This is a genomic window from Pseudomonas sp. LBUM1674, from assembly GCF_059695635.1.
In genome coordinates this window covers 6,393,841-6,408,327 of the sequence record NZ_CP166779.1, presented here as the reverse complement: position 1 = coordinate 6,408,327, position 14,487 = coordinate 6,393,841, and the positions used below count along the sequence as shown (strand labels likewise).

Here is a 14,487-nt window from a genome sequence, read left to right as displayed (position 1 = left end):
CAGGGGTTACGCTGAACCTGTGGGAGCGGGCTTGCCCGCGATGAGGTCGGCCGAGACGCCGCAAACTTTAGATCAGAGCTCCGGTGTCCAGGTCACCCCAAACATCCACGCCCGACCTTCTTCCCGATACCCATACTGACTACCGTCATGGCTGTACAGCGCCCGGCTGTAACCCTTGTCTAGCAGGTTATCGACCTTCAGCTCAAGCTTGACCTCGCGATTCAGTGCCCAACTGCTGCGCAACCCCAGCAAGGCGTACCCACCGAGCGGCTGCTGATTGTTCTCGTCGTCATAGCTGCTGCTCACCGCCTGCCAGCTGGCGCCGAGGCCAAGGCGGTCGAACTGCCGATCCAGATCCAGGCTCAAGGTTCGCCGCGCACGTCGCGCCAACGTGTGGCCACTGTCACGATCTCGCGGGTCGATGAGCGCCACGCCGAGGTTGCTCTGCCAGCCAAACAGCTCCTGCTTCAATGCCGCTTCAAACCCGTTGATCCGGGCCGAGGCAACGTTCTGCGGCCGTGAGTTGCTGCCGAAAATAATCGCGTCTTCCAGGTCCGTGCGATACAGCGAAGCTTCCAGTCGGCTGGTTTCAGTCAGCTGACTGCGCCATTGCAGCTCGTAGCTTTTCGAGGTCTCGGGCTTGAGATCCGGGTTGCTGAAGCCCGGGTAGTACAAGTCATTGAAGGTCGGTGCGCGGAAGCCTTCGCTGTAGGTCAGCAACAGGTCGTTGTCCGGGTCCAGCGGCAGGGTGAAGGTGCCGCTCCAGCTGTTCTGGCCGCCGAACTGCTGATTCTGGTCGCGGCGCAATCCCAGTTCCGTGGAGAAGCTGTCCGCCTGATAGCGATGCTGGATAAACGCCGCGCGGTTCCAGCGGCTGTCTTCGTCGAAGGGTGTGCTGCTATTGATGCGGTCTTCGTACCAGTCGCCGCCGAGGATCAGGCTGTTGCGGTCGTTCAGGGTCAGATCGTTTTGCCAGTTCACCGAGTCGCGATAGGTGTTGAACACGCTGCGCTCCTCGCTGAGCTTGTCGAGTGTCTTCTCGCGGTTTTCGCTGTGGCCGACTTCGACGCGGGTTTTCCATACCTCGTTGATCTTCGCGTCAAGGTAACTGCTGACACCACTGACCGTGAATTCGTTATAGGGCTGTTCCTGAACCGATTCGAACGTGGTCATGTCGAAGCGGCCGAACGGATTGTCGAACGCGCTTTTGCCACGGTTATCGAGCAGGTTGGCGCCGATTTCGATGTCATCGTCGAGGGCGTGACTCAGGCTCAAACTGAGCGACTTGTTGCGGTACTCATCGTGATCGCCATCGCTCGGATAAGACGCGTGGGTGCGATTGATCCCGGCCGTTTCATCGAGGCTGGCGCCGAGGTTGAAGCGGGTCTGCTCATCGCCTCCGGCTAGCCCGAGGCTGCGTTCCCAGGTCTGGTTGCTGCCAAAGCCCACGTGCAGGCGCGGATGCAGGCCTTGTTCGCCGCCACGACGGGTAAATATCTGAATGACCCCGCCAATTGCATCGCTGCCGTAAATCACCGAACGCGAGCCACGCAGCACTTCCACGCGCTCGACTTGCTCGATATTGATGTGTTGCAGGTTGCTGTCGCCGGAGGTGGAGTTGCCGATGCGTTGACCGTCCACCAGTACCAGACTCTGTGCCGACTTGGTTCCACGTATGTACACCCCCGGCAGACTGCCGCGCCCGCCGGTTTGCCCGATCTGCACGCCCGGTACCCGACGCAGCAGATCCGTGACGCTGCCCGGTTGCAGGCGATCGATGTCTTCGCGGGTGAACACGGTATTGGCGGCGCTGCTGTCGTTGCGGGCTTCCACCTGGCGGTTGGCACTGATCAGAACGTCCGGCAGCTTCAGGGCCTGGTCGCGTTCGAAGGTGTCGGCAATTACGTTAGCGGTGGGCAGCAGGAGAAGGGGGAGGGCGAAGCGCGAGAGTTTCATTGGGACAATCCGTACAGGCAGCATGACGCGAACAATTGTGGGAGCGAGCTTGCTCGCGATGACGGTGTGTCAGTCAACAAATGTGTCGACTGGCAGCCGCTATCGCGAGCAAGCTCGCTCCCACAGGGAGTTATATGTTCCTTTAGATGTTCAGCAGTTTCAGGCGCTCACGCACCGAAGCCTCGATCCCGGCCTCATCCAACCCGCACTCCGCCAGCATCTGCGCAGGCTTGGCGTGCTCGACGTAGCTGTCCGGCAAACCCAGATGCAGCATCGACTTGAGGATGTTTTCCCGGGCGAGGAACTCGCTGACCGCGCCACCGGCACCGCCCATGATCGCGTTCTCTTCGACGGTCACCAACAGCTCGTGGCTGCCGGCGATCTCGCGAACCAGTGCTTCATCCAACGGCTTGACGAAGCGCATGTCGACCACGGTCGCATCCAGCGTCTGGGCAACTTTCAACGCCTCGGCCAGTTGCACACCGAACACCAGCAGGGCGACTTTGCTGCCCTGGCGGCGAACCACGCCCTTGCCGATTTCGATCGGCTTGAGGTCTTTCTCGATCGTCGCGTTCGGGCCGGAGCCACGCGGATAACGCACCGCCGCCGGACCGTCGAACAGGTGGCCGGTGGTGAGCATTTTACGCAGTTCGTTTTCGTCGCTCGGAGTCATCACCAACATGCCGGGGATGCAGCGCAGGAACGACAGGTCGAAGCTGCCCGCGTGTGTCGGGCCGTCTTCACCCACCAGGCCTGCGCGGTCGATGGCGAACAACACGTCGAGGTTTTGCACCGCCACGTCATGCACCAGCTGGTCGTACCCCCGTTGCAGGAACGTCGAATAGATCGCCACCACCGGTTTCGCGCCTTCGCAAGCCATGCCGGCGGCGAAGGTCACGGCGTGTTGCTCGGCAATCGCCACGTCGAAGTAGCGCTGCGGGAAACGCTCGCTGAACGCCACCAGGTCGGAGCCTTCTTTCATCGCCGGGGTAATGCCCACCAACCGCGAGTCGGCAGCGGCCATGTCGCACAGCCATTCGCCGAACACACCGGAATACTTCGGCCCGCTGGCTTTTTTCGGCGCTGCGGCCGGCGCGTCCACGGGTTCGAGCTTGGTGATGGCGTGGTAGCCGATCGGGTCGACTTCCGCCGGGGCGAAACCTTTGCCTTTCTTGGTCACCACGTGCAGGAATTGCGGACCTTTCAGGTCGCGCATGTTGCGCAGGGTGGCGATCAGGGTCGGCAGGTCGTGGCCATCGATCGGGCCGATATAGTTCCAGCCCAGCTCTTCGAACAGCGTGCCGGGAACCAGCATGCCTTTTGCGTATTCTTCGGTGCGACGGGCGATTTCCCAGGCGCCGGGCAGGCGCGACAGGACCTTTTTGCTGCCTTCACGCATGCTCGCGTAAGTGCGGCTGGAAAGGATTTTCGCCAGGTAGTTCGACAGCCCGCCAACGTTGCGCGAGATCGACATGTCATTGTCGTTGAGGATCACCAGCATGTTGGCGTTCACTTCCGGCGCGTGGTTCAGCGCCTCGAACGCCATGCCGGCGGTCAATGCACCATCGCCGATCACGGCAATCGCCTTGCGATCACTGTTCTGCAGGCGGGCGGCAATGGCCATGCCCAGCGCTGCGCTGATCGACGTGCTGGAGTGGCCGACGCCGAAGGTGTCGTACTCGCTCTCGGAGCGACGCGGGAAAGCGGCGACGCCGTCCTTCTGGCGCAGGGTGCCCATGCGCTCGCGACGGCCCGTGAGGATTTTGTGCGGATAGGCCTGATGACCCACGTCCCACACCAGCCGGTCGTCCGGGGTGTCGAAGACATAATGCAACGCGATGGTCAGCTCGATGACGCCCAGGCCGGCACCGAAATGCCCGCCGGTCTGACCGACCGTGTAGAGCAATTCCAGGCGCAACTCATCGGCCAGGGTTTCCAGCTCGGCTTCGCCTAACCGGCGCAGGCCGTCCGGCGTGTTGGCACGGTCGAGCAGGGGCGTGGTCGGGCGCTTGCGGGGAATCTCATGAAACGTCGTGGGCATCAGGCGAATCGTTATAGGTATAAAAGATGCGGCAGTTTACCTGATGCATCGCCCCCTGCCCACGCGTAGGTCTCAAGTTGGCGGATACGCCGTCAGCTGCGCCGGTCTACGATATAACGGGCCAGATCGCGCAACGGCTCGGCGGCCGCGTCAAACGGTCGCAGGGCGTGCAGGGCCTGATCGCGCAGTTCCAGGGCGTAGGCCTTGGCTGCGTCGAGGCCGAGCAGTGACGGGTAGGTTGGCTTGTCCCGCGCGATGTCGGCACCCTGGCGTTTGCCGAGGGTTTCGGTATCGCTTTCGACGTCGAGAATGTCGTCCTGCACCTGAAACGCCAGGCCGATGGCTTGTGCATAAGCCTGCAGCGACTTCAGTTGGTCTTTCTCGGCACGGCCGCTGGCCAGGGCGCCGAGTTTGACGCTGGCCTCGATCAGCGCACCGGTCTTGTGCCGATGCATGTACTCAAGGGCTTTTTGATCGAGCTTCAGACCCACCGAACCGAGGTCGATGGCTTGGCCGCCGACCATGCCGGCCGGGCCTGCCGCCAACGCCAGGGCGCTGACCATTTGCAGGCGGATCTCGGCATCCGAAGCGCTCAGGCGCGGATCGAGCAGGGCGCTGAAGGCCAGGCTCTGCAAACCGTCGCCAGCAAGGATCGCGCAGGCTTCGTCGAATTTCTTGTGCGTAGTCGGCTGGCCACGACGCAGGTCGTCGTCATCCATGGCCGGCAAATCGTCGTGCACCAGGGAATAGGCGTGGATCAGCTCCACGGCACACGCCGCGCCATTGGCGTGCTCAGCTTTGCCGCCCAGCGCTTCGCAGGCGGCGTAGGCCAGCAGCGGACGCACCCGTTTACCGCCATTCATCACGCTGTAGCGCATGGCTTCGTAAAGACGTGCAAGCTCAGGGCCGGGTGCGATGAACAGGCTTTCCAATGCCGCGTTGACGCGAGCCTGGCTGGTTGCCGAATACGCTGCAATCATTCTGGCAGATCCGCGTCGAAGGGTTCCTCGGCCAACTCGCCATCACGTTCGAGCAGCACTTGAACCTTTTGTTCGGCCTGGGCCAGCGCCGCCTGGCAATCGCGGGTCAGGCCGATGCCTTGCTCGAAAGCCGTCAGCGAGTCTTCCAGCGACAATTCGCCATTCTCCAGACGCTCGACCAGCGTTTGCAGTTCAGCGAGCGATTGTTCGAAATCCAGTGCAGCTTTTTTGCGGGCCATGGCGGCTAATTCCGGTTGACGTTAAACCGGCGCGACACTAGCAGACATGGGGGGTATGGGCAAATGAGCGGCTTGAACCCCCCTGTTGCAGCGTCGTAAAAATCTTACTCAGGATGTCGCGCCATTGGGATAGCTGATCTTGTATCGAGTACTGCGCCCGCCACCTGGCAGGCGTTCCAGGCAGCCCAACTCCAACAGTTCGGCCAAATGCCGAGTCGCAGTGGCCTTCGAAACTTTCGCCACTGCCTGATACTGAGCCGCACTGATACCGTCCGCGAAACCTCTTTCCCCGCCATCAAGCAAGCGGTTAAGGACCTTCATCTGTTCGGCCGTCAACCCGGACTCCCGATGCGCCTGCCAAAAACGCGTCTTGCCCATCACCGATTCGATTCGCGCCATGGCCTGCTGCAAGCTGCGCAGCAAGGTTTGTAGAAACCATTGCAGCCACTCGGTGATATCCAGCATGGCTTTCTGGCTGGTTTCGAGCACCCGATAATAGCCGGAGCGATCCTCGAGAATGCTCGCCGACATGGCATAGAAGCGGATGGCTTGATCCTTGCCCTGAGCCAGTGCCAGGTCAGTGATGGTTCGCGTCAGGCGACCGTTGCCATCGTCGAAAGGGTGCAGTGTAACGAACCAGAAATGCGCGATACCGGCCCGTAGCAATGGATCGAGCCCCGCCTGATGTCGGCTGGTCTCAAACCAGGTGAGGAAGGTGTCGAGTTGGCGCTCAAGACCCGAGCGCGGCGGAGCCTCAAAGTGAACGGTCGGCCTGTCGAGGCGGCCGGACACCACTTGCATCGGGTCATCGCCGCGTAACGCCCCGATACGAATCGGCCGGGTGGCGAGATCGGTGTCCTGTTCGGGAAACAGCCATTCATGCCAATCCAGCAATCGCTCCAGGGTCAACGGTTCAACGAAATGCTGAGTGGCATCGAGCATCAATTGCGCCAACCCTTCGCTGCGCGGGCTGAGGTTATTGCTATCGAGCGGCTCCAGGCCCAACCGTCGTGCCAAAGACGAGCGAACCGAGCCGACATTCAGTTGTTCACCTTCGATCGCGGAGGAGGTCACGATGTTCTGCAACAGAGCGTCCAGTTCGCTTTGAGCGCTCAGCGAATTGCCTACGGAGCTGGCCATGCCCATCAATCGCCCTTGTGCCTGCACGCACTCGCGCAATAACGGCCCCAAGCGCTCAGCTTGCCAAGTGAAATTTGGCCAATCAGGCTGCTGCCAGATCCATTTTTGTGCCATGAACTGGATGCTCCAAGGGTAGGGTGAGCCGAATAAAAGACCTATTCGGCTCATATGGTGAGCCGAATATGACGCTTATTCGGCTCACCGTCCAATCATCACCGTGTTTCCTACCGCAAGTTCAGAGGTTTGCGATTGTTAAAAACTACCCAAATGGCTAACCTTCGGGCCTTCTACGACCCCATAGTCACGGGTCTTTCAGACGAAGCGCAGGGTTTGGATCTGTAACGCGCCGAGGATCAGGCGCAAGGTTTCGTCAGGCATGGCAGGAGGCGTCACATGCGTTCATTGCTGCTGTTGCTGATGGGGCTGGTCTGCGCCACCGTTGCCAAGGCCGAGCCCACGGCCGAACTGTCGGAACCGGTAGGCGGCTGGCGCTACAACGGCCTGCTGGATCGCAGTGAACAGCCTCAAGTCGCCTATCCCACGCCGCCCATCGACCGGGGCGTGCAGCGCAATCGCACGATGATCGAAGGCCAGCTCAAGGCCATCGGCAGCCAACGCGGGCCCCATACCCTGGCGGTCAACGGCAATCCCCTCAATCTGTACACCGACGACCAGGGACGTTTCGCCCGGCCGTATGCCTTTGGCGCCGGCTCCAACAGCGTCGAAGTGCGCAGTGCCGAAGGCCAGTCGCTCAAGCGCGTTCAATTCTATGAAGCCAACAACCTGCGCACGCCGGCGCGGATTCGCGTGGTGCTCGGTTGGGACGATCCGAAGGCCGAGCTCGACCTGCACATCATTACCCCCGACGGCCAGCATGCGTTCTGGGCGCGCCCGGCGATGAGCAATGGCGGCGGCCTGGACCCGGATGGCGTCGATGGCCCCGGCCCGGAAATGTTCACCATGACCGCGCCGATGCAGGGCACCTATCTGGTTTATGTGAACTATTGGGGCAACTTCGGCAGTGGCGGCTATAACTTCGATGAGCGCGGCAACCAGAACGAGGTGATCACCTCGCAAATCAACCTGGTACTGAACGAAAACACCGTGGACGAGAAACGCGAGACCTTCATCGTGCCCCTGCGCGCGATCGGTGACCTGCTGCTGGTCAAGACTTTCAACTATTGAACATCCCGCACCACGGATGAATTGGGTGTTGTGAAATGAGCGATAACACTGTGACGCCGGCCGCCGACGCACCCGATGCCAAACCTTCCCGGCGCTGGCCGGTGCTGCTGGGCGGACTGTGCCTGGTGGCTGGCGTGGCGGGCGGATTGGGCTGGTTCATGCACCAGCCCAAGGCGCCGCCGGCGCAATTGGCCAGCGACAAACTGGGCATGAGCCGGCCGGACGGTCTGCTCGAAACCCACTCCTTGAGCCAATTGCCCAAGGACTTGCTGGCGGTGCCTTTTCTCAAGGAAACCCTCACCGAAGATTTCGTCTTCTATTACCAAACCCATGCCGATCGTCTCGGGCTGATCGGCAGTCTGCGGCGGATCATTTACGAGCATGACCTGAAACTGCAGGACAGCCTGATCGAGCAGCTGTTCGATCAACCGGCGGACGTGGCGCTGTGGCGCGGGGCGGATGGCCGGCTCAAGGATTTCCTGTTGGTGATGGATCGCGGTGGCCTGGCCAAGGTGCTGGAGCCGCTGGCCAAAGTGGCATTGGATGATGCGCAGCTGACCAGGCTCGGCGAGGTGAAAGTCGGTGCCGACGAGGTGGCGCTTTATCAGCTCAACTACAACGCCAGCAAGGCATTGGTGTTCGCCTCCCATGGCGACAAACTGGTGGTGCTGTCGAATCCGGCCAAACTCTACGATCCGGGCAGCGGCATGCCTGAAGCACCGGGCAGCGTCTCGACCCAGGCCATCGGCGCATTGCTCAATGGCGACAAACTGTTCCCCGAAGCCTTCGGTCTGCAACCCCGTGCGCCTGAGGTGAAACAACGGTTGTCGGTCAATGCCAGCGTCCTGGCCATGGGGTATCAGCGCTTCATCCCGAATTTCGCCGGCCTGCGCTTCGACATGGATGAGAAGGGCTGGCACAGCTTCCTTGCCATGGATGAACTGGAAAACCAGCCGGATTTCGATTTCAAGCCGATCTGGCAAGCCATGCCCATGGGTGCCAGCGCTTGCGTGGCCTTGCCCCTGGCCGCCGAACAACAGCAACCGCTGCTGGTAAAACTCGGCGCTGACGATGCGGTTGCGCAGGCCCTGACCGAACACATGGCGGGTGCCGCCGGCCTGTGCTGGTATGCCGATTCGCGGCTGTACACGCCATTGTTGGTGGCCAGCCTGAACGACGACGATAGCGCAAAGCTCGACGGCGATCTGGGCAACCTGTTCGGCTCGATGGTCGGCGCTTACGAAGGCAAGGTCGAAGCGCATGCGTTCCCGGTGGTCGAGAAGCAGGAAGGCCAGACCCGCCAGTGGCAGCGCCAGGTCAGCTCCAACTTCGGCCCCTATAAAGCCAAGGATGCCGAGCAACCGGACTTGATCACCGGCAAGGCATTCATGCGCGTGAGCCTGGCGCGCCACGGTTCGACGCTGTTGTTTTCCCTCGATGACAAGCTTGTCGACAAGGCACTTGGCACACTCGACAAACGTTTCCCGCCGCTGGCCGATGTGTTGCCGAAAGATCTGCTGATGCCGGTCTACTTCGGCCCGGATTCCATGGCGCAGCTGATGCAGCAGGAAACTTTCGACAGCTTGCCGCAAGACATGGAGCCGGTGTTCTACAACGCCGCGCAAACCTATCTGATCCCGAAACTGCGCAAGCTCGGCGGCTACGGGAAATATGCCCTGACCTTGCCCGAGGGCAGCGAGCCCGACGGCCACTGGCAATGGTTGCCGCTGGAGTGGAAATCCCTGTGAGCGCACTCATCCGAGGCCTCGGCTTGCTGGCGATGCTGCTTGGCAGTCGGGTATTTGCCACTGAGGCGCCGCCACTCGACGTGCAGCAATCCCAGGTGTTCCGCGCCTGGTTCGTGCGCATTGCCCAGGAACAATTGACCCAGGGCCCGAGCCCGCGCTGGTATCAGCAGGACTGCGCCGGCCTGGTTCGGTTCGCCGCCAACGAAGCTCTGAAAGTTCATGACGACAAATGGCTGCGCAGCAATGGCCTTTCCAATCGCTACCTACCACCGGAACTGCAATTGAGCGAGGCCCAGCGCGGCCTCGCCCAGCAATGGCAGCAGGGCGGCGGCAAGGTCGGGCCTTACGTCAACGCGATCAAGCTGATCCAGTTCAACAGCCATTTGATTGGCCGCGACCTGGCCCAGGCCCGACCCGGCGACCTGATGTTTTTCGATCAGGGCGACGACCAGCACCTGATGATCTGGATGGGCCGCTACATCGGCTATCACACCGGCACCACTACCCCAACCGACAACGGCATGCGTTCCGCGAGCCTGCAGCAACTCATGACATGGAAGGACACCCGATGGATACCCGACGCAGCCAATCCCAACTTCATCGGCGTCTATCGACTGAACTTTCTCTCCCAATGATCGGTGCCCGCATGCTGCGTTTTTTGCCTCTGCTGTTGGTATTAGTGCTGCCTTTTTCGGCAGTCAATGCCGAAGACACCGTCGAGCCCAGCGGCTACACGCCAGTGGCCGGTGAAAGCTTTTTCCTGCTGGCCGACAGCAGCTTTGCCAGCGATGAACAGGCGATGGTGCGCCTCGAAGCGCCGGGCCGTGACTATCGCCGATTCCGCATGGAGCCTTACGGCGGCGCCGACATTCGCGTGTATCGGATCGACAAGCCGCTGGATTTCCTCAAGCGCCAGAAGAACCTGCACCGGGTGGTCAGTGACGGTCAATTCAAAGGCGAAGGCCTGTCGAATACCCTCGCGTACCTGTGGGACAACTGGTACCGCAAATCCCGTCGAGTGATGCAACGGGCGTTTTCCTACGAGTCGCGTAAACAAGTCACCGAAGAAGTGCCGGAATTGAAGATGGGCGCCGCCATGGCCGCGCCAACGCCTTACGATGCTCAGCCGCAATTCGCACTGATTCCTGGCCTGCCGGTGGTCAGTCAATTTCGTTATCCGCTGTGGCAAGCCAAACCGATCCAGCCGCCTGAAGGGGTGAACCTGGCCGGTTCTTCCAGCGAATTCGTCAGTGTCGCGCCGGGCAACGTGTACATCCCGTTGGGCAACCTGAAACCGGGCCTGTATCTGGTGGAAGCACTGATCGGCAAGTACCGCGCGACCACCATGGTCTTCGTTTCCAATACGGTGGCCGTGAGCAAGATTGCCGGTGATGAACTGCTGGTCTGGGCTGCGCGCAAACACCAAGGCAGTTCGGTGCCGAAGGTCAATGTGCTGTGGACCGATGGCCTGGGCGTGATGAGCAGTGGCGCCACCGATGCCGATGGGTTGCTGCGCATGAAACACGTCAGCCCGGAGCGTTCGTTTGTGATTGGCGAGGACGAAGAGGGTGGGGTGTTCGTCGCTGAAAACTTCTATTACGACAGCGAAATCTACGACACCAAACTCTATGCCTTTACCGACCGGCCGCTGTATCGGCCGGGGGATTGGGTGTCGCTGAAAATCGTCGGTCGCGAGTTCAAGAATGCTCGTGACTCGGTGCAGCCGAGCGCCGCCGACGTCAACGTCACCGTGCTCGATGCCACCGGCACCGCACTTCAATCGCTGGCATTGAAACTCGATTCCAAGTCTGGGACCCAGGGTCGTTTCCAGTTGCCGGACAACGCCGTGGCTGGCGGTTATGAACTGCGCTTCAGCTACAAGGACCAGGCCTACAGCAGCGCCTTTCGCGTCGCGGAATACATCAAGCCGCACTTTGAAATCTCGCTCAACCTGGCCAAGCAGGATTACCGCACTGGCGAACCGGTCAAAGGTAGCCTGGTGCTGCTGTACCCGGACGGCAAACCCGTGGCCAATGCCAAATTGAGCCTCAGCCTGCGCGCCCAGCAACTGTCGATGGTCGACAACGAGCTGCAGTACCTCGGGCACTTCCCGGTGGAGCTGACCAGCACCGAACTGACCACCGATGCCAAAGGCAACGCGACCCTCGACCTGCCGGCTGCCGAAAAGCCGAGCCGCTATATGCTCACCGTGTTTGCCAGTGATGGCGCGGCATATCGGGTCAAGACCACCAAGGAAATCCTCATCGATCGCGGCACCGCGAGTTTCAGTCTCCGCGCGCCCCAGCGTTTCAGCGCGGTGGGCGACAAGGTTGCATTCAGTTATCTGAATGAAGGTGGCAGCGAGCAGAGCAAGGCCGTCACGCCGAGCAGTTATGGGTGGGTGCGACTGGAAGACCAGAGCACCGGCGAGGGCAAACTGGCGGCCACCGATAAAGGCTTCACCTTGGCGTTCGAGCGCCCGGGCACTTACAACCTGACCTTGAAGGATGATCATGGCCGAGCCATCGGCGCCACTGGTCATTCGGTCACCGGCGATGGCGTTAAAGCCGTCCCGGGAACCGTGGAAATCGTCCTCGACAAACCGGAGTACAAAGCGGGCGATGAGGCGCTCGCGCTGATCACTTTCCCTGAGCCGGTCAGCGATGCATTGCTGTCGCTGGAGCGGGACAAAGTCGAGGCCACGGCGCTCCTGTCCAAGGGCGGCGACTGGCTGCAGATGGAAAAACTCAGCGACACGCAATACCGCGCGCGGATCCCGGTGAAAGACAGCTTCGCGCCAAACCTGACCTTCTCTGTGCTCTACACCAAGGGCGGGCAGTACAGTTTTCAGAACGCCGGCATCAAGGTCGTAGCGCCGCAAATCGACGTAGCGATCACCACCGATAAAGCGTCGTATCAACCTGGCGACACAGTGTCCGTCGACCTCACCACCCAGTTCGCCGGCAAGCCGATTCCGGCGCACCTGACCGTCAGCGTGGTGGATGAAATGATCTACGCGCTACAACCGGAAGTCGCACCGAGCATTGACCAGTTCTTCTATCACCCGCGCCGCAACAACGTGCGCACCAGCGCCAGCCTGTCGTTCATCAGCTACGACGTGGCACTGCCGGGCAGCCCGGGTGCACCGGGCAAAGCCAACCGCAGCGAGCGCGGGGTAAAAGTGCTGGAGCGCCCGCGTCGCGAAGACGTCGACACCGCCGCCTGGCAACCGGAATTGGTGACCGATGCCAACGGAAAAATCCGCTTCACCTTCAAGATGCCGGACTCCTTGACCCGCTGGCGCATCACCGCCCGGGCCATCGCCGATGACGGTCAGGTCGGGCAGAAAAAACAATTCGTACGCTCGGAAAAACCGCTGTACCTGAAGTGGAGCGGGCCGACCCGATTCCGCAATGGCGACAAACCGGATCTCGGTGTATTCGCCTTCAGCCAGGCCGAAAAACCGCTGGCGGCTGAGCTGGTGATTCATTACGGCGGTACCGAACAGCGTGTCCCGGTGACATTGAATAACGGCATCAATTACGTCGCACTACCGGCGTTCGCATTGGCCAGCGGTGAGTGGACCGCCGAGTTGGTGCAAGACGGCAAAACCGCTGACGCCTTGGCCGTGCGCCTGACCGCGACCGGTGAAGGTTGGCAGGTGATCCAGAGCCAAAGCCTGGACGTAGCCAGTGGTGATACGCCGCTGGCCTTGCCGGCGGACGCGACGGATATTCGCCTGCGCCTGGATGACAGTGCGCAAGCGCTGTTCCGTTCGGCCCTTGATGATCTGCTGAGTTATCCATACGGCGGCGTTGAACAAACCGCTAGCCGCTTGCTGCCGTTGAGCATCGCTTATCCGACCTTGTCCTCGAACCCGCAGATTCGCGATCGCTTGCGACTGATCATGCAGAACAGTCGTCTGCGTCTGGTGCAAATGGCCGGGCCGTCGGCCAGTTTCACTTGGTGGGGCATGGACGGCGAGCCGGATGCGTTCCTCACGGCTTACGCCTACTTCGCTGACTGGCACGCCAGCAAGGCGCTGCAACTGAGCTTGCCGCCGGAGCATTGGCAGCGGGTGCTGGAGGTCTATGCCAAGCAGGCGAAGAACACGCCGCTGTTGCAGCGGGCGCTGATTCTGTCGTTCGCCAAGCAGATGCAATTGCCAGTGAGCACCTTGCTCAGCGGATTGATGGATGACCTGGAGAAAGCGGGCGAGGGTAATGCCGCGAACCTGATGGAAGAGGGTGAAGACAGCATCGTCATGAGCGATCCGGATTCGGCGCTGGGTCTGGCCATTGCTCGCGTGTTGACCGCGTCTTTGGCTCGCCAGGCGAAGGTCGATTTGCCGGAGGCTTTCACTCGGCAACTGGCGGACGCGCAGCAGCGTCTGGAAGTCAGCTCCCAGCCGTTCGCTGAAGCCTTGAACCTGTCGCTGCGAACCTTCGATCAGGCTCACGCTCAAGCGTTGTTGCAGCGTTTGCTGCCACAGCAATCGACGCTGGAGCGCGCCTTGGCGCTGACCTGGCTGCAACGCAGCATCGAGCAGGCATCGCCCGCCGTCGCACTGACGCCGGGTGAAGGCTGGAAGCAAGAGCAGGGCGCTACGGGTGAAGTTTATTGGGCATGGCAGGGGGGCTCGCCAGTACCTGCAGTGCTGTCGCTGGCTGGCGCGCAGGAGCGTCCGCTGCGAGCGGCCTTGAGCTTCCAGACCCGTCAAGCGCCGGTTGATCCGATGGCCGTGACCATCACCCGTCGACTGTCGCGCCTGGTGCCGGGTGACGAAGCCTTCACCTTCAAGCTGGAAGCGCTCGGTAATAAGCCACTGTCCAGTGACAGCCTGTACCTCGACGAAGTGATCATCACCAGCAAAGCCGCGAAACCGCTGCGTTACGGCATGCTCGAAGTGCCGCTGCCACCGGGTGCGGACGTCGAGCGCACCACCTGGGGCATCAAGCTCATCGGCAAGGCGGGTACCGAGCCGACGGCGTTGGAGAAGGCTCGTTTCGAACCGGGGCAAATGGCCTACGCCATTCCAGTCGACGCCTTGAGCGGCGAATTGCGCTTGCGTCACTTGGTGCGCTTCTCGCAAAAAGGTCAGTTCAACCTGCCGCCGGTTCGCTTCACCCAGGTCTATGCGCCACAGCATCAGGCCCAGGAACAGAAACCGGCCCTGGGCCAGGTCACGGTCCACTGAC

The 14,487-nt window shown here is 61.3% G+C and carries 9 protein-coding genes; 4 read left to right on the top strand and 5 right to left on the bottom strand.

The features are described 5' to 3' along the window. Positions 1 to 72: 72 nt before the first annotated feature. From ACA067_RS29370 to ACA067_RS29350, 5 genes are all read right to left on the bottom strand, one after another. Positions 73 to 1,956, bottom strand: a complete 1,884-nt coding sequence (locus tag ACA067_RS29370; protein ID WP_497459640.1) for a TonB-dependent receptor domain-containing protein — start codon at positions 1,954 to 1,956, stop codon at positions 73 to 75. Positions 1,957 to 2,098: 142 nt separating this feature from the next. Then, positions 2,099 to 3,997 carry a 1-deoxy-D-xylulose-5-phosphate synthase gene (dxs, locus tag ACA067_RS29365; protein ID WP_497459639.1) on the bottom strand — a complete coding sequence of 633 codons (1,899 nt, stop codon included), beginning with the start codon at positions 3,995 to 3,997 and terminating at the stop codon, positions 2,099 to 2,101. Positions 3,998 to 4,089: 92 nt separating this feature from the next. Beyond that, positions 4,090 to 4,977, bottom strand: a complete 888-nt coding sequence (gene ispA, locus ACA067_RS29360; RefSeq protein WP_497459638.1) for a (2E,6E)-farnesyl diphosphate synthase — start codon at positions 4,975 to 4,977, stop codon at positions 4,090 to 4,092. Next, positions 4,974 to 5,216, bottom strand: coding sequence for an exodeoxyribonuclease VII small subunit (locus ACA067_RS29355; RefSeq protein WP_064680011.1), 243 nt, complete (start codon positions 5,214 to 5,216; stop codon positions 4,974 to 4,976). Before ACA067_RS29355 ends, ispA begins: the two co-directional genes overlap by 4 nt. A gap of 108 nt (positions 5,217 to 5,324) precedes the next feature. Further along, complete coding sequence (locus tag ACA067_RS29350; RefSeq protein WP_497459637.1) at positions 5,325 to 6,470, bottom strand: Fic family protein; 1,146 nt, start codon at positions 6,468 to 6,470, stop codon at positions 5,325 to 5,327. Between the two features lie 279 nt (positions 6,471 to 6,749). Here ACA067_RS29350 and ACA067_RS29345 point away from each other — a divergent pair, with 279 nt between their 5' ends. From ACA067_RS29345 to ACA067_RS29330, 4 genes are read left to right on the top strand one after another with little or no spacing between them, the layout of a single operon-like run. Beyond that, positions 6,750 to 7,541 carry a YfaP family protein gene (locus ACA067_RS29345; RefSeq protein ID WP_497459636.1) on the top strand — a complete coding sequence of 264 codons (792 nt, stop codon included), beginning with the start codon at positions 6,750 to 6,752 and terminating at the stop codon, positions 7,539 to 7,541. A gap of 35 nt (positions 7,542 to 7,576) precedes the next feature. Next, complete coding sequence (locus tag ACA067_RS29340; protein WP_497459635.1) at positions 7,577 to 9,289, top strand: DUF2138 domain-containing protein; 1,713 nt, start codon at positions 7,577 to 7,579, stop codon at positions 9,287 to 9,289. Continuing rightward, positions 9,259 to 9,924: a DUF1175 domain-containing protein gene (locus ACA067_RS29335; protein ID WP_497459634.1), complete on the top strand. Its 666-nt coding sequence runs from the start codon at positions 9,259 to 9,261 to the stop codon at positions 9,922 to 9,924. The genes ACA067_RS29340 and ACA067_RS29335 overlap by 31 nt, the downstream gene beginning before the upstream one ends. After that, positions 9,921 to 14,486 (top strand): alpha-2-macroglobulin family protein, encoded by a 4,566-nt coding sequence (locus tag ACA067_RS29330; protein WP_497459633.1) that lies wholly within the window; start codon positions 9,921 to 9,923, stop codon positions 14,484 to 14,486. The genes ACA067_RS29335 and ACA067_RS29330 overlap by 4 nt, the downstream gene beginning before the upstream one ends. The last annotated feature ends 1 nt before the right edge of the window (position 14,487 follow it).

Bases quoted from the DNA above. Each gene is read 5' to 3' on its own strand.
- ACA067_RS29370 (WP_497459640.1), bottom strand. From the start codon at position 1,956: ATGAAACTCTCGCGCTTCGCCCTCCCCCTTCTCCTGCTGCCCACCGCT.
- dxs (WP_497459639.1), bottom strand. From the start codon at position 3,997: ATGCCCACGACGTTTCATGAGATTCCCCGCAAGCGCCCGACCACGCCC.
- ispA (WP_497459638.1), bottom strand. From the start codon at position 4,977: ATGATTGCAGCGTATTCGGCAACCAGCCAGGCTCGCGTCAACGCGGCA.
- ACA067_RS29355 (WP_064680011.1), bottom strand. From the start codon at position 5,216: ATGGCCCGCAAAAAAGCTGCACTGGATTTCGAACAATCGCTCGCTGAA.
- ACA067_RS29350 (WP_497459637.1), bottom strand. From the start codon at position 6,470: ATGGCACAAAAATGGATCTGGCAGCAGCCTGATTGGCCAAATTTCACT.
- ACA067_RS29345 (WP_497459636.1), top strand. From the start codon at position 6,750: ATGCGTTCATTGCTGCTGTTGCTGATGGGGCTGGTCTGCGCCACCGTT.
- ACA067_RS29340 (WP_497459635.1), top strand. From the start codon at position 7,577: ATGAGCGATAACACTGTGACGCCGGCCGCCGACGCACCCGATGCCAAA.
- ACA067_RS29335 (WP_497459634.1), top strand. From the start codon at position 9,259: ATGGTTGCCGCTGGAGTGGAAATCCCTGTGAGCGCACTCATCCGAGGC.
- ACA067_RS29330 (WP_497459633.1), top strand. From the start codon at position 9,921: ATGATCGGTGCCCGCATGCTGCGTTTTTTGCCTCTGCTGTTGGTATTA.